At 42.5% G+C, this 21,513-nt stretch carries 22 protein-coding genes and 1 pseudogene; 13 read left to right on the top strand and 10 right to left on the bottom strand.

Going from position 1 to position 21,513, the window contains the following annotated elements; all coding sequences use genetic code 11:
• Nucleotides 1-37: 37 nt before the first annotated feature.
• The 7 genes from I8J31_RS18230 to hpaE all read right to left on the bottom strand — a co-directional run bounded on the left by I8J31_RS18230 (nt 38) and on the right by hpaE (nt 6,546).
• Entirely contained in the window at nt 38-1,066 is a 1,029-nt protein-coding gene (locus tag I8J31_RS18230; RefSeq protein WP_233402892.1) for a TRAP transporter substrate-binding protein, read from the bottom strand.
• Between the two features lie 79 nt (nt 1,067-1,145).
• Entirely contained in the window at nt 1,146-2,474 is a 1,329-nt protein-coding gene (locus I8J31_RS18225; RefSeq protein ID WP_199470012.1) for a TRAP transporter large permease, read from the bottom strand.
• A gap of 1 nt (nt 2,475) precedes the next feature.
• Complete coding sequence (locus I8J31_RS18220; protein ID WP_199470011.1) at nt 2,476-3,009, bottom strand: TRAP transporter small permease; 534 nt, start codon at nt 3,007-3,009, stop codon at nt 2,476-2,478.
• Nucleotides 3,010-3,175: 166 nt separating this feature from the next.
• A complete protein-coding gene (locus I8J31_RS18215; protein WP_199470010.1) occupies nt 3,176-3,637 on the bottom strand; it encodes a DUF3237 domain-containing protein in 462 nt (153 codons plus the stop codon).
• A gap of 23 nt (nt 3,638-3,660) precedes the next feature.
• On the bottom strand, nt 3,661-4,590 hold the full coding sequence (hpaD, locus tag I8J31_RS18210; protein WP_199470009.1) for a 3,4-dihydroxyphenylacetate 2,3-dioxygenase: 930 nt from the start codon (nt 4,588-4,590) through the stop codon (nt 3,661-3,663).
• Nucleotides 4,591-4,643: 53 nt separating this feature from the next.
• A complete protein-coding gene (locus I8J31_RS18205; RefSeq protein WP_199470008.1) occupies nt 4,644-5,024 on the bottom strand; it encodes a 5-carboxymethyl-2-hydroxymuconate Delta-isomerase in 381 nt (126 codons plus the stop codon).
• 58 nt (nt 5,025-5,082) lie between these two features.
• On the bottom strand, nt 5,083-6,546 hold the full coding sequence (gene hpaE / locus I8J31_RS18200; protein WP_199470007.1) for a 5-carboxymethyl-2-hydroxymuconate semialdehyde dehydrogenase: 1,464 nt from the start codon (nt 6,544-6,546) through the stop codon (nt 5,083-5,085).
• Nucleotides 6,547-6,793: 247 nt separating this feature from the next.
• Here hpaE and I8J31_RS18195 point away from each other — a divergent pair, with 247 nt between their 5' ends.
• The 8 genes from I8J31_RS18195 to I8J31_RS18160 all read left to right on the top strand — a co-directional run bounded on the left by I8J31_RS18195 (nt 6,794) and on the right by I8J31_RS18160 (nt 14,149).
• Complete coding sequence (locus I8J31_RS18195; protein WP_199470006.1) at nt 6,794-7,531, top strand: fumarylacetoacetate hydrolase family protein; 738 nt, start codon at nt 6,794-6,796, stop codon at nt 7,529-7,531.
• A 12-nt stretch (nt 7,532-7,543) separates the two neighbouring features.
• Nucleotides 7,544-8,311 (top strand): fumarylacetoacetate hydrolase family protein, encoded by a 768-nt coding sequence (locus I8J31_RS18190; RefSeq protein WP_199470005.1) that lies wholly within the window; start codon nt 7,544-7,546, stop codon nt 8,309-8,311.
• A gap of 41 nt (nt 8,312-8,352) precedes the next feature.
• A complete protein-coding gene (gene hpaH, locus I8J31_RS18185; protein ID WP_199470004.1) occupies nt 8,353-9,156 on the top strand; it encodes a 2-oxo-hept-4-ene-1,7-dioate hydratase in 804 nt (267 codons plus the stop codon).
• A gap of 34 nt (nt 9,157-9,190) precedes the next feature.
• Nucleotides 9,191-9,997: a 4-hydroxy-2-oxoheptanedioate aldolase gene (gene hpaI, locus I8J31_RS18180; protein ID WP_199470003.1), complete on the top strand. Its 807-nt coding sequence runs from the start codon at nt 9,191-9,193 to the stop codon at nt 9,995-9,997.
• A 69-nt stretch (nt 9,998-10,066) separates the two neighbouring features.
• Nucleotides 10,067-10,966 (top strand): 4-hydroxyphenylacetate catabolism regulatory protein HpaA, encoded by a 900-nt coding sequence (gene hpaA, locus I8J31_RS18175; protein WP_199470002.1) that lies wholly within the window; start codon nt 10,067-10,069, stop codon nt 10,964-10,966.
• Between the two features lie 26 nt (nt 10,967-10,992).
• Entirely contained in the window at nt 10,993-11,421 is a 429-nt protein-coding gene (locus tag I8J31_RS18170; protein ID WP_199470001.1) for a GlcG/HbpS family heme-binding protein, read from the top strand.
• A gap of 29 nt (nt 11,422-11,450) precedes the next feature.
• Nucleotides 11,451-12,881, top strand: coding sequence for an aldehyde dehydrogenase family protein (locus I8J31_RS18165; protein WP_199470000.1), 1,431 nt, complete (start codon nt 11,451-11,453; stop codon nt 12,879-12,881).
• 83 nt (nt 12,882-12,964) lie between these two features.
• On the top strand, nt 12,965-14,149 hold the full coding sequence (locus I8J31_RS18160) for a multidrug effflux MFS transporter (protein ID WP_199469999.1): 1,185 nt from the start codon (nt 12,965-12,967) through the stop codon (nt 14,147-14,149).
• Between the two features lie 122 nt (nt 14,150-14,271).
• Here the strand turns inward: I8J31_RS18160 and I8J31_RS18155 are convergent, their stop codons facing one another.
• Nucleotides 14,272-15,006 carry a hypothetical protein gene (locus I8J31_RS18155; RefSeq protein WP_199469998.1) on the bottom strand — a complete coding sequence of 245 codons (735 nt, stop codon included), beginning with the start codon at nt 15,004-15,006 and terminating at the stop codon, nt 14,272-14,274.
• A gap of 346 nt (nt 15,007-15,352) precedes the next feature.
• A complete protein-coding gene (locus I8J31_RS18150; protein ID WP_199469997.1) occupies nt 15,353-16,333 on the bottom strand; it encodes an MBL fold metallo-hydrolase in 981 nt (326 codons plus the stop codon).
• 253 nt (nt 16,334-16,586) lie between these two features.
• On the opposite strand from I8J31_RS18150, the gene I8J31_RS18145 reads away from it, so the two are divergent.
• Together I8J31_RS18145 and I8J31_RS18140 are read left to right on the top strand one after the other, a co-directional pair.
• Entirely contained in the window at nt 16,587-17,756 is a 1,170-nt protein-coding gene (locus I8J31_RS18145) for a p-hydroxyphenylacetate 3-hydroxylase oxygenase component (RefSeq protein ID WP_199469996.1), read from the top strand.
• Between the two features lie 78 nt (nt 17,757-17,834).
• On the top strand, nt 17,835-18,746 hold the full coding sequence (locus tag I8J31_RS18140; RefSeq protein WP_199469995.1) for a p-hydroxyphenylacetate 3-hydroxylase reductase component: 912 nt from the start codon (nt 17,835-17,837) through the stop codon (nt 18,744-18,746).
• Between the two features lie 139 nt (nt 18,747-18,885).
• Here I8J31_RS18140 and I8J31_RS18135 read toward each other — a convergent pair whose 3' ends face one another.
• On the bottom strand, nt 18,886-19,596 hold the full coding sequence (locus I8J31_RS18135) for a DUF4386 domain-containing protein (protein ID WP_199469994.1): 711 nt from the start codon (nt 19,594-19,596) through the stop codon (nt 18,886-18,888).
• Nucleotides 19,597-19,721: 125 nt separating this feature from the next.
• On the opposite strand from I8J31_RS18135, the gene I8J31_RS18130 reads away from it, so the two are divergent.
• From I8J31_RS18130 to I8J31_RS21235, 3 genes and pseudogenes are all read left to right on the top strand, one after another.
• Complete coding sequence (locus I8J31_RS18130; protein WP_199469993.1) at nt 19,722-20,627, top strand: LysR family transcriptional regulator; 906 nt, start codon at nt 19,722-19,724, stop codon at nt 20,625-20,627.
• A gap of 177 nt (nt 20,628-20,804) precedes the next feature.
• Complete coding sequence (locus tag I8J31_RS18125) at nt 20,805-21,362, top strand: CBS domain-containing protein (protein ID WP_199469992.1); 558 nt, start codon at nt 20,805-20,807, stop codon at nt 21,360-21,362.
• A gap of 39 nt (nt 21,363-21,401) precedes the next feature.
• Nucleotides 21,402-21,497 (top strand): annotated as a pseudogene (locus I8J31_RS21235) (type II toxin-antitoxin system CcdA family antitoxin); the annotation flags it as partial.
• Between the last annotated feature and the right edge of the window lie 16 nt (nt 21,498-21,513).

The raw sequence follows: 21,513 nt of genomic DNA, 5'->3' as shown, positions 1-21,513 counted from the left end.
CACTTTAAATAACATAGTAGGACCAGTCTAAGATTATTTATTTTTTGCTGTTAATGTCAGTAACGTATTTTCGGAAACCTGCCAAGGCCGCTTCCGCATCAACATCACGATCAGCAACCGAGTCAACCCAAATTTGATCGATCCCTTCAGCCAGTTTGTCTAAATCTTTTACTCGTTGATCATCTTCAGAAAGGATAACCACATTGACGCCTTTTTCTTTCGCTTCCAAGACACCATTGATATCGGCCTGTCCCCAAGCAGCACCTGATAACCGCGACAGTTTTTCACCTGACGCCTTCATGATCGCTTGTTGATCTTTCTTACTAAGACTTTCGAACACTTCAGGGTTGATCACAATACTAAATGCGGTGGTATATAAGCCTTTAGGAAATAGCGTTAGGTCCGTGCTCACTTCGCTTAGACGAAAGAACTTCTGCTCTTGCGCTGGTAAGAAGGTGCCATCCACCACACCTTGCTGCATCATTTCATAGGACTTAGGCGCCGACGCAGAGACTGGTGTCACTTCTAAACGTTCTGCAAGGTCGTTGATCAAACCACCACCAACACGCATTTTTTTGCCTTTTAAGTCGCTGATAGCATTAACAGGAAATTTGGTATGAAGCTGTCCTGGTCCATGAACAAACAAGGCTAATAAGTGTAAACCTTCATACTCATTGGCGGATTCAAAGTAGTCTTTATAGGTTCTCCATAGCGCCACAGACCCCGTTTCTGCATCGGTGATCTCACCCGGAATTTCAGCCACACTAGATAGCTTAAAGCGGCCAGGAAGATAAGCATTAACCGTAAAACCAGCATCGTAAACACCATCTTCTACCGCATCAAAAATCGTCTTAGGGTGAGACGTATAGTTTTCAATGATTACTTCAACGCGACCTTCTGTCGCCTCTTCCACCCACTGTTTCCAAGTCGGCCACACGATGGCATTTTGAGGGTTTGTCGGCGGTAACCAAGTCGCTACCCGTATTGTGGTTTCTGCTGCCACAGCAGAAAGGGAGAAGACAGCACCAGCAGCAACACAAAGTAGACTTTTCTTAATGTTCATCATATTTATTATTCCTATTTTTATGACTCATATTTACCGTTATCAAGTTTATGACAAACTCATAACGACGTTTTCTAAATCTTTAGCGATACAATAACTCGGGTAAGAACATCGATACTTGAAAAACAAAAACAATGATCAATAACCGAATAATATCCACACACCAAAAAGGCGTTACGCCTTTAAAAATCGTCCCTGCTTTTACATCTTTTAATACTGCACTTAATACAAACACATTCATCCCCACAGGCGGGGTAATCAAACTGATTTCAGTCACCACCACCACAACAATACCGAACCAAACAAGATCAAAACCTAAATCAGCCACTAATGGGTAGAAAACAGGCACCGTCAGTAACAGCATTGAAAGGCTTTCAAATACCATCCCAAGCACAACATAAATACATAGGATCGCGAGAATCACCACGATAGGAGCAACCTCCAACCCAGTGACAAAATTCAGTAACATATCTGGCAAACCAGCACGGTTAATAAAATCAGAAAAGATCAGCGCACCAATCACCACACTAAATAACATAGCCGAGGTTCTCGCCGTATCAATCAGTGTTTCGTATACCCCTAGAAGGCTCAAGCTACGACGAGCAAAACCAATCATTAACGCCCCACCCGCACCAATACCAGCGGCTTCAGTTGGCGTAAAAACGCCCAGATAAATGCCACCCATTACTATGGTAAAGAGTACCAACACCCCCCAAATTCCCTTTAAAGCAGTGATACGCTCTTTAAAGGTCATACGCTCGCCGGCAGGGCCGGCAGCTGGGTTTCGCCAAACCACATAACGCACCGCTGCCATATACAGAACAATCCCCAATATGCCAGGAATAAAGCCAGCAGCGAATAATTCGCGAATACTCGATTCTGTTAATAAACCATAAATAACCAGAATCACACTCGGTGGAATCAAAATTCCTAGCGTTCCTCCAGCCGCAATGGACGCCGTCGCCAAGCTATCTGAGTAACCAAACTTACGCATCGGTGGCATGGCCACTTTCGCCATGGTGGCCGAGGTAGCCAAGCTGGAACCACAAATCGCCGAGAAGCCGCCGCAAGCCAATACGGTAGACATGGCAAGACCACCTTTTCGATGACCCAAAAAGGCATAAGAGGCGTTATATAATTCTTGAGAAAGGCCCGATCGAGTAACAATATTCCCCATTAAAATAAACAAGGGAATCACAGACAAACTGTATTCCTGCACTGTTTCAACCACCCTGTTGGAGGCAAGAGTAAGAGGGGCAGTCCAACGAAACGAAAAGAGATTATCGAAACCAAGCCCTTGCAACATGGCAAAACCAAAAAAACCGACAATTCCCATCGCAAAAGCAATGGGCATACGTAATACCAAGATCAACACTAACAGTACGGCAAAACCAATTAATACAACTGACACGCTATTCTCCAAGCTGTTGGGATTCATTCTTCTCTTTCAGCACCCGATAAGCGCCATAGGTCAGCATGCATGCCGCCGTGACCCAGCTCATTAAGGCAATGTATTGAGCAATATGCCCAGCAGGTAACCCCAAATATTCCGTCAGCTCCCCACGACGCAAAGAACGTTCCGCCAGTTGGTAAATCCGAACAGCTAAAAAGTAAAATGCGGTAGAGACAATAAACACAGAGAAAATAGCGAGAATTTTGACGATACGGTTGCCTAGTAGGTGATCCAACAGGTCCACAACAACATGGCTACCGCGCCAAGTAATGATTGGCATTTGAGCAAATACCATAATAGCTAAGCCGATTTGAGTCAGCTCAACAGCACCATCAATGGAGTTATTAAAAACATAGCGACCCGCGACATCAAAACAGGTTAGCAGCACGAGCAATAACAACACCGTCGCTGCTATGCCTTCCAATGTAAGGCCGATCCAACGATAAAGATTAGGTTCTGGATAATGCTTTTCTATCCATCCACTTTTACTCATGGAGACTCCAAAATATGATCTAATTATTATTGTAATTTAGTTATCATGTTAACTAAAATCCAAAAAGGATAGAAAGAAAAAAACTATGGTTCCTTCTATATTTTTCCTTTAGCCATTCATTACATGATACTTAGTGATTGTTCTAATCTGACATACCTTCTAAAAGCTACATCACTTCAAAAATTTGCAGTTCAACCAGATCCGGCCGACGAACTCCTGTTCCTACAAAAAGCCGCTCTGTTATCCATTGCATGGAAGAAGAGCTAGTTTCGAACACAGGGTGACAGCGAAAGTAAATCAACTCAGGGTCAACAGGCACACCTGTTTTTATTTTCTGCGTTACTTCCGCCGAGGCCACTCGAATGGCTTTATTGTGGATGTAGATCAAGTCACCATTATCTAGCTCAATGGCATATCGCGCATCGAGATGAGTCAATCTTGGCGTCAGTATTAATTGGTAATCCGCACCACCTCTTAACACTTTCCCTTGCCAACCATTCCCTTGTACCGTGCCACCCGTAATCGGGATAACACGACGCTCACCATGAATTGAAACACCGATTTCTTGCGGTGTCTCAATTTCTACTTTTAGCGTCGCGAAATGCTTTAACTCTGGGGCTTGTATCATCAAAATGCACCAAGTCGTTCAAATCACAAACGGCTTTTACCATAGGTGAAAGTTTCATTTTCCACCGATGCTTGAGGCTTGGGTACAGCATCACCGGTTTGTGGGGAAACAGGAAAAATCGCATTGATTTGTCCCGTGCCAGAAGCGCCAAAATACGGTGTCAGCACTTCTACTTTCTGATCGTAATCCGACCAACCAAGCGCACCTAACAACATAGCGGTATCATGCATAAACCCTTCGCCGTGGCCTTTGGCTGCGTATTCAGGCAGCATGTCACAAAAGGTTTTCCATTCTGCGTGTTCCCACATTTTCACCACAGATTCATCCAGAGATTCCAAGAAAGGACTCCAAATTTTATGGGCAAAATCAGGGGCGCTGCCATTTTGAGCAAAACGGTGAGACAAGGAGCCACTGGCTAAGATGGCGACGTTACCATCGTAATGCTTTTCGATAGCTTCACGCAGCGCCCAACCAAAACGAGCCGAGTCGTTGAGGTAGTGGACGGTTAATAAGGCCGAAACGGAAATGACTTTAAAATGCAGATCTTGGTTCATGTAACGCATGGGGACGAGCGTACCGTATTCTGGCGCTAGGGTAGTTTCATCGTGAGCTAAGGTTTCTACCCCTTGATCGTTACACACTTTGGCAATGATCTTACCCAGCTCAGGGTTACCATACACCTCATAATCCATGTTCTTAATAAAATGCGGTAATTCGTTACTAGTGTAAGTGCCTTTGAAGTGTGGCGCACAGTTAATGTGATAATTGGCATTCACCAACCAATGGGTATCAAATACCACAATGGTATCGACATTGAGTTCTTTGCAACGGCGAGCGATTTCATAATGACCATCAATGGCAGCTTGGCGAGTGCCTTTTCTAGGGCCATCCAATTCCGAAAGATACATGGAAGGTACATGCGTAATTTTTGCAGCTAATGCTAACTTACCCATTGGTAAATCCTCTTAATTTTTCACACTCTAAAACCTTAAGTACCGGTTTCACTCTATTTAAATAGAGGGTGAATATTATTTTTATTAAATTTAAGAACTGGGTGTAATTCCGTTAATTCGAATGAGATCTGACAATAACTCGTATCAGTAATCGGTTTCATCCAATCGCAAAGTATCTCAAACACTCTCTCTGCGACTTCCTGTCGTAATTCCATACTACGACCATGGCCAATTTTGAGCGTCAAATTGAGTAAGGCAAAATCTTCTCGACCATCTGCAATACGATAATCATCGCAACGAATCGCACGACTGCGCACACCACCTAATGGAAACGCCCCCGTTGAAACAACATACTCATGAAACGCTTTAAAAAGCGGTTGGAAGTCCAGACGGTCTTCCAAATTCGCTGAGTATTCAATAACAAAATGTGGCATACATTCCTCCAAAACAGAAAAATCTAAAAGCGCCTTTCTAAATAATCGTATTTAAAAATCAGACGCCCCATTTCGGAATATGATGGCTTCCCATGCTGATACACACATTTTTCGGTTCGCAGAAAATTTCGTAGCTGTATTCACCGCCTTCACGCCCCGTACCAGAGGCTTTCATGCCGCCAAATGGTGTACGTAAATCTCGTACGTTTTGGCTATTCACAAATAACATACCCGCTTCAATACGACGCGCAATACGATGCACCTTGCCATTGTCTTGAGTCCATAAATAAGACGCCAAGCCATAATCGTTATCGTTGGCCATACGAATCACGTCTTCTTCGTCTTTAAACGGAATCAATACCGCAACCGGGCCAAAAATCTCTTCACGAGCGATGCGCATATCATTGGTTACATCACGAAACGCTGTTGGACGAACAAAATGGCCACCTTTTAAATGATCAGGCAATTCTGCTGTTGGTTTTTCAGGGCCACCAGCAATCAAGGTTGCGCCTTCTTCAATACCTATTTTGATATAGCCCGTGACTTTTTCCCAATGCTGTTGACTGATCAATGAACCCACTTTGGTATTCATCTCCGTAGGATCGCCCACTTCAATCTTGTTCGCACGGGCTGCAAAGTCTTCACAGAATTTATCGTAAATGGTTTCTTGTACGAAAATACGTGAACCCGCAGTACAGCGCTCACCATTGATAGAAAAAATACCAAAGACCGCCGCATCAAGAGCGCGGTCATAATCGCAGTCATCAAAAATCATCACCGGAGATTTACCACCCAACTCCATAGAAAACTTCTTCAAGCCCGCAGTGGAAATAATATGTTTACCCGTTGAAGTACCGCCGGTAAAAGAAATTGCTGCCACATCAGGGTTAGTGATCAAAGCATTACCTGTGGTCGCACCAAAGCCATGAACCACGTTAAACACACCTGCTGGAACACCAGCTTCCATCGCCAGTTTACCTAGAAAATCGGTGGTCAATGGAGAAAGTTCAGATTGCTTCATAACCGCAGTGTTACCCAAAGCTAAACAAGGCGCCGTTTTCCAAGTGCCCGTCATGAAAGGGACATTCCAAGGGGAAATAAGCGCACAAACCCCCGTTGGCTGATACAAAGAATAGTTCAACATTTGATCGTCCACAGGATAAGTATGACCATTCATTTGCTTTGCCATGTCAGCAAAGAAATAGAAATTACTCGAAGCGCGAGGCACCAGTGCATTTTGTGTTTGGTAAAGAGGCAAACCTGTATCAGCGGTTTCCATTTGCGCCAACTCTTCCACATTGTCAGCAATCAAATCCCCTAATTTGGTAATGATTTTGGAACGCTTCGCCACCGGCATATTTGCCCAAGCAGGAAACGCCGCTTTCGCCGCTGCTACTGCTTCGGCCACTTGAGCGTCTGAAGCATGTGCCACTTCAGCAAGCACTTCGCCTGTTGCTGGATTAAATGTCTGGAAGGTTTCTTTACTTTCAACCCATTTGCCATTGATTAAGTTTTTTATCATTTTTATAGCCTCTCAAAGCAGATTTTTTATCTTCACCGCGACCTTCGTACCTCATAAAAAGCTAAGTAATACAAAAACCACAGGACAAAACTCATTAACATGTTAAGTAAATTATTCCTCATCAGATAAATTGTCAAGCCTCATAGGGAGAAGAAATAATTATTTTGAGCGTTTTTTTTGAGTTGACATAGGGTAAGGTTTAGTGAAATATAGTTAACATGTTAAGCACATTTAGGATAGCAATCTCATGCTCCACTATAAAATAAGAAAAAACAACGAAGTCCTTAATCTACAAGCTCAAGCAGCTTTTCAGATTCCACTTGAAAAGAACCTACTCCCTGCTGTGAATGGTGCGGTAATAGGCGTGGCTTTAAATGACAAAGTGCTCTATCAGTCGTTAGAAGCCGATTTCAACGAAAAGCCGCACGTGAGTCCACCTAAAACCCCCGTTTTGCATATCAAAACCGACAACACGCATATTGGTTATGGCGAGAGTATTCGAGTTCCTGAGAACATGGGCGCTGTGTTTGCTGGGCCATCACTGGGAATCGTTATCGGTAAGAAAGCCTGCCGTGTAACGGAAGAAACCGCGCTTAACTACGTGAAAGGCTACACCATAGTAAATGAAGTTAGCCTTGCCGAGACTTCTTTTTACCGACCTGCTGTAAAGGCAAAATGTCGTGACACTTTCTGCCCAATTGGCCCTTGGGTCGTTGATGCTGCAGACGTCGACACGCCTCAAGATTTAGCCATTAAAACCTATGTAAATGACACCCTTTGCCATGAAACCAGCACCAATCAAATGGTTCATAGCATCGAAAAAGTCATCGCTTATATAAGCAGTTTTATCACTCTAGACGTTGGCGACATGATTATCGCTGGCACACCGCTGCGCACCGAAAACCTTGAAATCAAGGCAGACGATGTGGTCATGGTCGAAATCGAAAAAGTTGGCCGTCTTGTTAACCCAGTAGCAGCAGAATAAGGAGTGATCACCATGAAACGCGCAAAAATCTTACTTAATGAAGAAACGCTAAATGTCACCGTCAACGACGACAATCAAGTGGTTACCGAGCAAGGGGCTGTTTTAGATGAAGGCACTTTTACTTGGTTACCGCCTTGTGAAGGTAAAGCATTCGTATTGGCGATTAACTACGCAGACCACGCTGCCGAGCTGTCTTTTAAAGCGCCTGACGAACCTTTGGTCTTCTTAAAATCCAGCAATACATTAATCGGTCATAATCAAAAAACCTATCAGCCAGACAACATAGATTACATGCACTATGAATGTGAGCTTGTGGTGGTTATTGGTAAAGAAGCGAAAAACGTTTCCCTAGAAGATGCCATGGAGTATGTGGGCGGTTATACAGTCGGTAATGACTACGCCATTCGTGACTATTTGGAAAACTATTACCGTCCAAACCTTCGCGTAAAGAGCCGCGATACTTGTACTCCAGTCGGCCCTTATATTATCGATGCATCCGAAATACCTGATCCTCATAACCTGACGATTAAAACTTATATAAACGGTGAACTTAAACAAGAAGGCTCTACTAAAGATTTGATTTTCAATGTGCCTTATTTGGTGTCTTACCTGAGTAACATCATGACACTCACACCGGGTGACATGATTTTTACAGGTACTCCAGAAGGCCTTGCTCATGTTTACCCAGGTGATGAGGTTATTGTTGAAGTAGAAGGGGTTGGTGTACTGAAAAATACCATTATTTCTGAAACAGAATACGTAAATAGCCTTGCTCGTTAAGCTCAACAACAGACGCTAACAAAAATAAAAAGGAAGCTACTATGTTATCAGCAGACATTATTAAAAAATGCGCACAAAACTTACACCAAGCCGAAAAGGATTGTGTGCAAATACGCCAGATATCACTGGAATACCCAAATATCGATATTGATGACGCTTATGCGATTCAAAGCGAATGGCTAAAAATCAAGCTAGCAGAAGGCCGAACCATCATTGGTCACAAAATAGGCTTAACGTCACGCGCCATGCAGCTTAGCTCGCAAATTGACGAGCCAGATTACGGCACATTGCTTGACGATATGCTCTATCACGACGGTTGCGAGATCGATACCAGCAAATTCATCGTGCCACGCATTGAAGTGGAATTAGCCTTCATCCTGAAAAAGCCATTAAAAGGCCCTAACTGCACCATGTTCGATGTGTATAACGCAACAGATTACGTGGTACCTGCACTTGAGCTGATTGATGCACGTAGTCAGTCTATCGACCCAGAAACCAAGCGCCCTCGTTTGGTATACGATACGATTTCAGACAATGCCGCTAATGCCGCCATTATCCTAGGTGGACGTCCCATTAAAATGGATGAAATGGACCTACGCTGGGTATCGGCCATCATGATGCGTAACGGCATAGTAGAAGAAACAGGCGTTGCCGCTGGTGTATTGAATCACCCTGCTAATGGCGTGTCTTGGTTAGCAAATAAATTAGCGCCATTTGATGTGGAACTAGAAGCAGGCCAAATTATTTTAGGTGGTTCTTTTACACGTCCAACGGCAGCTAGAAAAGGCGATACCTTTACTGTCGATTATGGCCCATTAGGGACTGTTTCTTGTCACTTTAAATAACCGATAAAAATAACAATAACATGAGGATAATCGGATGAGCGCGCCAAAAAACGAATTTAAGATTGCTCTTAAAAACCGTGAAACACAAATTGGTTTATGGCTTGGCCTTGCCAACTCTTACACAGCAGAACTTATCGCTTCCGCTGGATTTGATTGGCTATTAATAGATGGCGAACATGCACCGAACACTCTGCAAACTATGGTGGGTCAGTTGCAAGCCATTGCGCCTTACCATAGCCATCCGATTGTACGCCCTGCATGGGCTGACCATGTCAGCTTAAAGCAAATTCTCGATCTTGGGGTACAAACCATTCTAGCGCCGATGATAGACAGCGCAGAACAAGCCGAACAAGTGGTGAAAGCCACTCGCTACCCACCACAAGGGATTCGAGGCGTGGGTAGCGCATTGGCTCGTGCCTCGCAATTCAACAGAACACCTGATTATTTAACCACCGCAAACGATGAAATCTGTGTGCTAGTGCAAATTGAAACCCTAGCGGGTGTAGACGCTCTAGACGCTATTTTAGAGGTAGAAGGTGTAGACGGTGTGTTCATCGGGCCTGCCGATTTAAGTGCTTCTATGGGTTTTATAGGTCAACCAAATCACCCAGAAGTGGTTGCTGTTATCGAAGCCAGCATTGCTAAGATTATTGCCAAGAACAAAGCGCCCGGTATTTTGATGGCGGCTGAAGCACAAGCCAAACGCTACATCGAGCAAGGTGCTTTATTCGTTGCGGTAGGCAGTGACACCGGTTTATTAATGAACAGCACCAAAAGCCTTGTCGATAAGTTCTCTACCTCGTCAACCGATACTGATAATGGCGGTGACTCGGTTTATTAAACTGAGTCTACTAACCCTTTCTTTTTCTAAAAGATTGCACCTTAAAACAGTGTCGTAAGGTAAAGAGCCATGATCAAAGAGTGGATCCCCAATCTGCAAATCGGCCAAGATTACGATAGTAAATATCGTGATGCTGACATTCATTTTGACCAGCTAGGAGCGATGGCGGATTTTTTTGGCCGTGATATGCCTGTGCATATGCATGCCGACTTTTGCCAAATCCATTTTGTACTCACGGGCAAGACTCAATTCAACATTGACCAAAATCTCTATAAAACAAACGGATGCGCTATCTTCTATACGCCACCAGCGACTCCTCATGCCTTTCTGACAGAGGTTAATGCACCCGGTTATGTCTTAACGCTGCACCATTCTCTTATTAGTAACCTGGTGTCAGAACTCAGGACTCTAGATGAAAATCGCTTCCTACTTCTACCCAGCTGTATTACTGCCAATGAAGTCAAAGCTGATCAGCAACACATTTTTGATGCCACCTTATCATTAGTTAACATGATCAAAGCAGAATGGACGGCTAACCACAGCCATAAAGACGATGTCATTCAAGGTCTGATAAAAGTCTTATTATTGAATGTTTTTCGTCTCTCTGAATCAGACCCAAAAGCCAACAGCAGTAACCGTCACGAAGTAGAAATCTATAAGCATTTCAATCAGCTGATTGAAAGCCACTACAAAACAGAAAAGTCCATCGCCTTCTATTGCCAAGAGCTCGACATTAATGAAAGCCGCTTAAATTACATTTGCAAAAAAGTGACAGGTTCACCTCCTAAAGTACTCATTAATAGCCGTGTGATTTTGGAAGCGAAACGACACATTCTTCATAGCAATCAAAGCTTTAACGAGTTGTCCTATGAATTGGGCTATTTAGACCCCTCTTATTTTTCGCGTTTTTTTCAAATAAAAACAGGGCTCACACCAAGTGAGTTTAGAAAATCCAATATTCACGAATAAAGCCCAACCAACATGGATCAAACAAGATGACGTCAATAATACAAACCCAAGAACTTAGTTATGAAGCCGCTATCAAAATGTGTGTTGCGGTCACTCAGCATGCTCACCAGCTCGGCGTTTCTGTTGGCGTTGTTGTAGTTACGCCAGCAGGCGTTGAGTTAGCTTCTGTACGCATGAACAACGCACCTCTTCATGCACTTTCTATTGCTCGAAAAAAAGCTTACACAGCCGCCAGCTTTAAGATTCCGAGTTTCAATTGGCAAGAAAGACTCAAACACAAACCCGATACCATGAGCGCCTTATTAAGAGAAGAGAATTTCACTTACCTAGGCGGCGGCATTCCCATCATTGTAGAAGGTAAATTATTCGGCTCTATAGGCGTTTCTGGCGCAACAGAAGCACAAGACATTGAATGTGCAGAGCACGCCATTACTGAACAATTAAACTCACTCTAGAACTAAAAAAATAAAAGGAGACGCACAAAATGTTAAAAGAAAGCTACCCATTTTACCTTGCGAGCAAACCGGTTCATGCTAATAAAGACTTAGCGGTCACCAATAAATACAGCAATGAGGTAGCGACTCATGTTGCTATGGCTAGCGTTGCCGATATCGATAAAGCCATTGCCGCTGCCGATAACGCCAAACATGCTATGCAAGCCATGCCAGCTTATAAACGACAAGCTATTTTGCAGCATTGTATTACTCGCTTTAAAGAGCGCTATGAAGAACTGGCGTATGCGCTGTGTATTGAAGCGGGTAAGCCAATTAAAGATTCCCGTGGCGAAGTCACTCGCCTGATTGATACTTTTCAAATAGCTGCAGAAGAAGCAACACGTATCTATGGCGAAGTCATGCCGATGGACATTTCTCCTCGCGCAGAAGATTACCAAGGTATGTGGAAACGGGTACCAATTGGCCCATGCTCTTTCATCTCACCTTTTAACTTTCCGCTTAATTTAGCCGCGCATAAAATCGCTCCAGCCATTGCCGCTGGCTGTCCTTTTATCTTAAAACCGGCCAGCTTAACACCAGTAAGTGCATTGATCGTCGCTGAAATCCTCGCAGAAACCGATTTACCGGAAGGGGCTTTTTCAATTTTGCCTTGCCATCGTGATGGTGCAGATTTATTCACTACAGATGAGCGATTGAAGCTATTAAGCTTTACTGGCTCTCCTGAAGTTGGCTGGGCATTAAAAGCCAAAGCTGGTAAGAAACCTGTGGTGTTAGAACTGGGCGGTAATGCGGCGTGTATTGTCGATCACGACACAGATCTAGAGGATGCGGTGCAACGCATTATCTTCGGTGCTTATTATCAGTCAGGTCAAAGTTGCATCAGTGTTCAGCGCATTATTGTTCATGAATCCCTTTATGACGAGGCCAAAGCTCGCCTTACTACGGCGGTGAACAATCTTGTCATGGGCGATCCCTTGGAAGAGACTACTTTCATCGGCCCAATGATTTCCGAAAAAGAAGCCTCTCGTCTGCATACATGGGTAGAAGAAGCCCGTGAAGGCGGCGCAAACATTTTAGCAGGCGGTAATCGTAACGGCGCCATGCTAGAAGCAACATTGCTTGAAAACGTTCAACCAGATATGTCTATTTCATCTCAAGAGGCTTTTGGCCCTGTGGCTATCTTGTCTAAGTTTTCAGATTTTGATGCAGCACTGGATGAAGTAAACAACTCAGACTTTGGTCTACAAGCGGGCATTTTCACTAAGGATATTTATAAGGCTTACAAAGCATGGGATGTGCTTGAAGTGGGTGGTGTGGTTATTGGTGATGTGCCTTCTTGGCGTGTTGACCACATGCCCTACGGTGGCGTAAAAGACAGTGGTTTAGGTCGTGAAGGCGTTCGTTTTGCCATTGAAGACATGACCGAACTGAAACTACTGGTACTTAGAACACCAAAATAAAGCATCGTAGTAGTAACCAAAAAAGGCCGATCAGTTTCGCTGCTCGGCCTTTCTCCTCTAGACACGTTGTTAAAGGTTCCGGTATGACACAAATCAAGACACACTCTAAGTTAATGATTCCCCTACTCGGCTATCTGGTGTCTTTTGGCCCCTTGTCTATTGACATGTATTTACCAAGTTTGCCCACTATTGCCAATAACCTAGGCAGTTCACAGGTCACTATTCAATATACAATTACCACCTTCTTATTTGGCATGGCGATAGGCATGTTGTTCTTTGGCCCCATGTCAGATCTACTGGGCCGCAAAAAGCTTTTGCTAATAGGAACCGCATTCTACCTCTTCAGTAGTATTGGCTGTGCCCTAGTAAATGACGGTGAATCCTTAATCCTCTTACGCTTTTTTCAATCCCTTGGCGCTGCAGCGGCAGGGGTGCTTGGACGCGCTTTAGTGCGAGATTTCTTCCCCCTCGATAAAGCCGCCGGTATTCTTTCCAATATGCACATCATTTCTATGGCTGTGATGCTGATGTCTCCTATTTTAGGGGCCTATATTGTTACTTGGCTAAATTGGCGGTGGATTTTCTATTTTCTTTCTACACTGTCTTTTCTGGCTTTGATCGGTATCTTTTTTATCATTCAAGAACCCCAAAAAAACCATGCAACCAACAAAACCAGTTTCCGAGCTTATTTGGCCATTTATGGCGAGTGTCTAAGTAATAAAAAAGTCAGTTTTTATATGCTCGCCAACGGTTTTTCTTTTGGCGGTATGTTTGCCTTCATCGCAGCGTCTGCTTTCGTTTATATCGATTTTTTCAGTTTTACCGAAACCACCTATGCCGTCATATTTTCTGCTAATGTCGCTATGGTGATTGCCGCGACGTTTATCAATAAAAGTTTGGTGAGCAAGTTTACTCTGTATAAAGCATTACGAATGACTTGCATCACCTCTTTAAGCGCAGGCTTAATGATTCTCATCACTGCCCTATTCTTCCCAACTAGCGCCTTGCTATTTATCGCCGTCACCATGCTCTACATTAGTGTGACAGGTGCGATAGGCGCCAATAGCCTAGCCTGCTTATTCGAGCTCATGCCATCAAGGGCTGGCACCATGGCGGGGTTACTTGTCTCAATGCAATTTATTGTGGGTGGCATCGTCAGCGCTGTGACCAGCCTGGTTTTTGACGGCTCGGCAAGCTCATTACTGGTAGTAATGGGAGTTTGTGGTGGGCTAAGTTACATGTTCCATGGGTTATCACAGAGGGATTAATGAAATCGCTTGAAATGACCGATGCTGAATAAACGACTTATTCAATTTACTAGTCGAAAGCAAATAGCATTCCTAGCAGAAACTATTGTCAACTCCGTTAGAATGCCATTTTCTTTAGGCCATTACTTGCGTTTTATCTTCCATTGCCTGAGTAAAATATTGATCAAGTTTTTAAGACTGACTGGTGTGAGTGATAACAACCCTTTATCCCAATGCATGTCAGAGAGTGTTGGCTCTGCATCCGAGCCAAACATTTGGACGAAAAAAAAACGAATGAACTTATTATTTCTATTCATTCTTTGCGTGTCTTTTTTGTCTATCAAGCATGAAAAAGGTAATTTGACTATATACTGAGAGTTCATCTTGAAATCAAAATACTGATTTATAGCTTCTATTGCAGAAGCATACTTATCAGAAATAGATAATTCTGGTGAAGGATAAGTCTGCGACCAATAGGCACAGAGTCCTGAATACATTAGAGGATTGACATTAATACTTACGATATAAACCTGTTTCGTCGGGTTCCGAAGCTGATACATAAATATAGATTTTGCTAATGACATTTTAAAGGGTTTTAATCCCTTTATGCGGTGCTTTTGTATTATCCCCACCGCCGGCCTGATAATATGAATCTTTCGAGAAATTTCAAAGGTTGTAAAATACATAAAGCCAACATCCACATTGTTTTGGCTTAAGAAAGTAATATCCAGATAATTGCAATTTTTAAACATAGCTCTAAAATAATCTAAGGAAATATTTTCACTAAACGTAAGCCTTAGCACTTTTAGCAGTCGTTTTTCCAAATTAGAATTTACGATCAATTTCTGGATTTTGATATGTTCGGACTCAATAGACATACAGCTTTGCTCTTTCAATGCTTATTTCACTAGAAACTAAGGGAAAGCCAATCTTGTTCTTAGATTTCCCTTCACACTAATCGGACAATGTTTTATCAAATAAGAACTTCTATCGCCTAATGTAACCGAACTCCCAACATTTTAAAACCTTCGATCTATTAAGGTGCACATATTATAAAGTCTTAAAATCTATTATCTAAAATTGCATCTCCTGTAAATATAAATGCTAAGTTACTCAAACTTATCTATTTATCATATTTTCGTACTATCAAAAACGGCCCATACTATGTTTGAAATATGGGCCGTTCAACTATCTTGTGTATCTTACTTTAATAAGCAAATAGGCTTATTTTTTCTTCGCTTTTTCTATCGCTACACGCTCTTCCGCAATGCCTCGTAATCGCCATAACTGTTGTTTAAAACCTTCTCCATCAACCATAGAATGAAGTTCTCCAGATTGACGAGTTTGCAACTTGGCTGCGTTTTCAGGCAAGTTGTTCGAAAAACCATGGGCCGATAGATGAACTTGTAGTGGGTTCTCATCTCGTTCTAACATGGCTAGCATAGCATCCACACTGCCAATATAGTCTTCTGCTTGTTCTTGGCTTTTTATCGCATTCATCCCCAAACCACCCACTGTAAAACCTTGGTAAGATTTATTGCCATCCTTTACCGTATATTCGTAAGAGGCGGTTCCTGGTGTATGTCCTGGTGTTGCATAAGCGGTAAAAACATTATCGCCTAGAGTAATTTTTGTGCCGTTATAAACCACCATATCGGGTTCTATCATTTTCCAAGCACGAGGAGAAACGGCTGACCTTTCGGCACCTTTTTTGGCTTCGGCAAAACCTTCTGCTGTCATCACAAAACGGGCATTTGGCAATAAAGATTTTAACGTATATGCGCCACCAGCATGGTCAAAATGCCCATGGGTGATCAAGACGTATTTTACCTCTTCTGGTTTCACACCAACTTTATCTAATTTGCCGATGAGTTGATCGGTAAAAGGCCCGTATAAAGTATCAATCAATACCGCGCCTTCTGATGTTTTAATCACCCAAGACGAGACCCAACAGATGCCAACATAATCGACATTATCAAACACTTTATAGGGTTCAATCGCCTGAGCCTCAGGATTTCCTAACCACATGCCCAAGTCTCTCGGCATTCTTCCCGTTGCGCCGAATTGCTCAAACTTTTCTAGAATAGGAGCTGATTGGCACCCCTCTAAATCGGCCGCCATTGACGGCAGTGACAAGGTACCTAAAGTACAGGCTACTAGGGTGGTTACAAGGGTATATTGACGTTTAAAGTGTGTTGCAAACATTTGGGCTTCTCCAGCTATTATTATTGTTAAGCAGTCATTCCTTTGTTTATATTAGATACTGTTGGCAAGCCAAACAATGCACTAATCTAGAAAAACCACCCAACGTTATTCTTCCTCAGCACAGCTTGCCTGATTTCATTCCAGAAAAGTACCAGAAATTAGCGCAAATCTGCATTCTCTTTTTCTGCCATTAGATAAATACTTCAATCATCACTTTTTACAACACCATACAAAAATAATAAGGGTAAATGACATGAAAAGAACCAATCCATTACTCATCGAATTACAGAGCGTTTTACCTCAAATTGCGCAAAATGCTTCCTTGGCTGAAGAGCTACGCCAAGCCCCGCAAGAAAGCATTGATCTACTAAAAAAAGTCGGCCTGCATAAAGCTTTTTTGCCTAAATCTTATGGTGGTTATGAGGTTTCTTTACCTGAATTTGGCGACTGTATTGCCTCGTTAGCAGGCGCTTGTGCCAGTACGGCTTGGGCGTTTAGTTTACTTTGTACTCACAACCATCAAATTGCTTTGTTCCCAAAACAAGCACAAGACGACATCTGGAAAGAAGACCCTGATGCCTTAGCCAGCAGTAGTATTGCCCCTTTCGGTAAATACCAAGAAACCGATGGCGGAGTCATGTTTACGGGTGATATGCGTTGGAGCAGTGGTTGTGATCATGCCCAATGGGCGCTTTGTGGTTTTTTACGAGAAAACTCCGAAGGTACAAAGGATCATTGTTTTGCGCTCATTCCTGCCACGGACTACACCATAGACGACGATTGGCAAGCCGCTGCCATGAAAGGCAGTGGAACAAAAACCTTAGTGGTTCGAGACAAATTTGTACCAGAGCACAGAATTCAAAAAGCCAAAGACATGATGGAAGGTAAATCAGGAGGCTTTGGCTTATACCCAGACAGCAAAATATTTTACGCTCCATACCGTCCTTATTTTGCTTCAGGCTTTTCGGCAATCAGCTTAGGCATTGCTGAACGTATGTTAGAAGTATTTAAAGAAGCGACTCAGGGGCGAATCCGAGCTTACACAGGCGCCAAAGTTGGTACGGCAACACCAGCATTATTACGCATTGCTGAGGCAAGCCATCAAGTCATGGCGGCACGGGCCTTCTTAGAAAAAACATGGGAAGAACACGCAGAATATGGCGAAGCGCATCGTTACCCTGACCGAGCAAAATTAGCCGAATGGCGAACCAACCAAGCCTATGTCGTAAAAATGTGTATCGAAGCCGTCGATCGTTTGTTTAGCAGCATGGGCGCAAGCCATTGGTATCTAGATAAAGAAGCCCAGCGCTTATTCCGCGATAGCCATGTAACTGGCGCTCACGCATACACAGATTACGATGTTTGTGCGCAGATTTTTGGTCGTGAATTAATGGGCTTAGAGCCAGACCCTAGCCTACTTTAACCCTCAGAAAAGCCTAAACCTGAAAGGGGTATGACCCCTTTCTTGCGCTTCATCACAACAAGAATAAGAGAGAAATGTATGAACTTCGACCCAAAAGAATTTAGAAGAGCCCTAGGTAACTTCGCAACTGGCGTTACCGTTGTAACAGCGCAAGATGCTAATGGAAATAAAGTCGGTGTCACCGCAAACAGTTTTAACTCAGTCTCCCTTGATCCACCATTAGTCTTATGGAGTTTAGCGAAAAGCTCAGGCAGTTATCAGGTGTTTGAACACTCTGAGCATTTTGCTGTAAACATTTTAGCAGCGGATCAAATTGATCTTTCTAACCACTTTGCCAAACCCAGTGATGATAAATTCGCTGAAATAGATTTCGATCTTGGCGTTGGTAACAGCCCTATCCTCAAAAACACGACGGCTTGTTTTCAATGTGAAAAATACCAAGTCATCGATGGGGGCGACCACTGGATCATGCTAGGTAAAGTGGTTGCCTTCGACCATGTGGGACGCAGTCCGCTACTTTATGTGCAAGGCAGTTATGCTGGTGCGATCCCCTTCACTGGTGCATCCTCTAATCAAAATGTCACCCCATCGAGCCCTTATGAAAGGTTAAATAACAACGCCTTTTATTTGATGAATAAGGTGTTACAAAAAGTACAAGAAAACTACCTGCCTAAACAGTCATCTACAGGTTTAAATACCAGTGAAGCCCGCCTATTGTTAATCTTGAGTGACGGAAAAGACGTCGGCTTAGAGGAATTAAAGAATTTAGTAACTATTCCCGATACAGACGTAGACTCTGGGTTAGAAAGATTAACTCAAACTGGACTGATTACCGATACATTAACATTAACAACAAAAGGCCAAGACATGGCTGAACGACTTTGGGATATCGCCGAGAAACAACAAGACGATATTTTTGGACAGTTCAATGATGGAGAATACGAAAACTTTAAACAACTAATGCAAAGGGTATTAAAACAACTACCCTAATAGCTCTTGACCGTTATGTTTGAGGGTGAGGATATTTTTATGTTCGAACCCTTTTTTATTTTATCGCATCGTTCTTTAGGAGTTAGAGACGTAACTCGACGTTTAACGATGAAATAGCTCATAGGACATTCTCTTTAGGTTAGCCTTGTGTGCGACTAACCAGCAAAGACCATTTTTTTGCATTTACACCTTTTATAAGCAGCCATATAGGTAACACAACCTCACCAATAAAAGTATATTGAGCGACCTCTACACTAGAGTTCGGCATTAACAACCAAATAATGGTATCCGCGAGGTATCCAACACAGCCTAGTATTAATAAATAACCAATAAAACGAGGGATAAAACCAGACTTGATGACTAAGTAGCCCATTGGGAATAACCAAAGCCCCCAGAAAATATGCGCCACCATAACACCATCATTATGGGCATTTAAAAGCAGCATAATAATTTTATGTATTTGCTCAGCAGTGAAAGAAGCATCTAATACCTTGTGCTGAATGAGATAAAAAATTGCGGTATGAAGTAGCTCAATGATCATCGCGATAGGAATGGCCAAGAGAATAAAAAACACCATCATTTTGGCAACGCTCAGGTTAACGACTTTTAATAAATCATATAAAGCTAACACTAAGAAAAGCTGGATAACCTGTATCAATAAGGCCGATGAACTACTCAACCGAAAGACATATAGGTGATTCGAAATGTTTTGGTAGGTTGTTCTCGCATCCTCTCGGTCTGTCAGTATTTCAGGAATATACATCAGCCCAAAAAAGCCTAAGGGAATAAGCAAGAGATACAAAATAGCCGCTTTTCTCGCCAAATGATTAGGTTGGTCAGTCAATGTCATCAGTGTCTCCTATATTGAGAAAGTGTATTCGCTACTTGAATAGAGAATTATTCTAAAGCAGACTATAGGCATATAAATATGAATAGAAAATCCCTCAAAACTACCTATAGGGTATGCAAATTTGTATGTCATGGAAAAAGAATCTATTCGACTGGAATAATGCTCGAGCTTTTTTAGTAACCGCAGAAGAAGGTTCTTTTTCAGCCGCAGCAAGAACTCTCGGAATGGCACAACCCACTTTAGGGAGGCAAGTAGCTGCATTAGAAGCAGAGCTAGGTGTTACCTTATTTGAACGCCTTCCCCACGGACTTGAACTGACGCAGACAGGTTTAGAATTGGTTGACCATGTCCGCTCTATGGGAAAAGCCGCCAGTGACTTTTCCATCACAGCCTCAGGTCAATCCCAACAAATAGATGGCTCTGTTAGCATTAGTGTCAGTGAGCTGGATGCTATGGTGTATTTACCCAAAGCGCTAAGCATCTTAAGGCGCCAAGAACCAGGAATAGACGTTGACATTCTCGTCACCAATAATGTGAGTGATCTAAAAAGCCGTGAAGCCGATATCGCTATTCGTAACTTCAGACCAACTCAAACTGATTTTATTGTACGTAAATTAAAAGATGTTGATGTTTACCTGTATGGAACGCAAGAATACCTAGATAACTTTCCCACTCCTAAAAAGCCTTCAGACATTAAAGGGCTTGAATTTATTCGCTTTAGCCGTTCCGATCATGTGGACCCTTTTCAGGATTTTTTAAGTGAGAAAGGCTATGTGGTAAACAAGAAAAGCTTCCCTCTTTATACCGATAATCAGCTACTGCAAATAGAATTAGTCAAGCAACACTTAGGACTAGGCGTATTTCCAGTAGAGTATGGAGATTCTATTACTGAACTGATACGTGCCTTTCCTGCATTTGGTCCAGTCATTCAAATACCTCTTTGGCTGGTTTGCCACAGAGAATTACATACAAGCCTCAGAGTTCGTAAGGTTTTCGACATCTTAGTGAAGCATATAACGCAAACAGACTAGGTAAACCTAAACGCCATAAATGCACTCTTTAGTCTCTTTATTTACCTGATTGTAAACTTGCAATTGGGCCTTTTAAGGACCAATCTATAACTGTGCATTATATTTGAAACATGGTTGGACTTGTAAATACATATCTTACTAGATCCATTCAACAGTAAATTTTGGAGTTACCTTTATATGAAAAAACTCAATTTATACCCTACATCCGAAATCGATGAGCTAGCATGGCCTGAAGAAACTCAAGACCTGTCAACTGATTCACCTGCAATACTCTTTTTTACTGACTTCCAAAAGAATAAGCCTTTGGTTATTGAGTCAACCTCTTCTGTATTAAAAGTCAAAGAGCTGATGCAAAAAGAGCATGTTAGATTAAAATTGGTCATTGATAATAAAAATCAATTTGCAGGGGTGATCAGCTCTGATGATTTGATCGAAAGAAAAATTGTTCAAAAAGTATCCGAAGGATTAGAAAGAGAAGAGATCGATGTATCCGAATTGATGACACCAAAGAAAGGCTTAAAAGCTTTAGATTGGTCAGATATCTCTAAAGCGACCATCTCAGACGTCATTACTGCCCTTGAAAATAGCGGAGAACGTCATTGTCTTGTTATTGACCGTGAGAAGCATAAAATCCGAGGCATTTTTTCAGCAAGTGACATTTCAAGGATGCTACGTCTAAATATCGATATTCAAGAAAAAACAAGCTTTTCTAAAGTCTTCACGGCGACCCTTTAAAAGCACATCAAACATACAAGTAGCTAAAAAGCCAAAAACCTAAGCCTTAATATAGAATTACTTGCTAAAGCTAAGCCCTTAAATATCAACCTATCAAGAATAATGGAAAAAGTGTTAATACAAGAAGTTCGCTAATCCAATACCCAAATAC

The sequence above is a fragment of the Marinomonas transparens genome (genome assembly GCF_016463975.1).
Lineage (GTDB): Bacteria > Pseudomonadota > Gammaproteobacteria > Pseudomonadales > Marinomonadaceae > Marinomonas > Marinomonas transparens.
The sequence above is the reverse complement of the archived record's forward strand: the minus strand, read 5'-3'. Positions and strand labels throughout refer to the sequence as shown.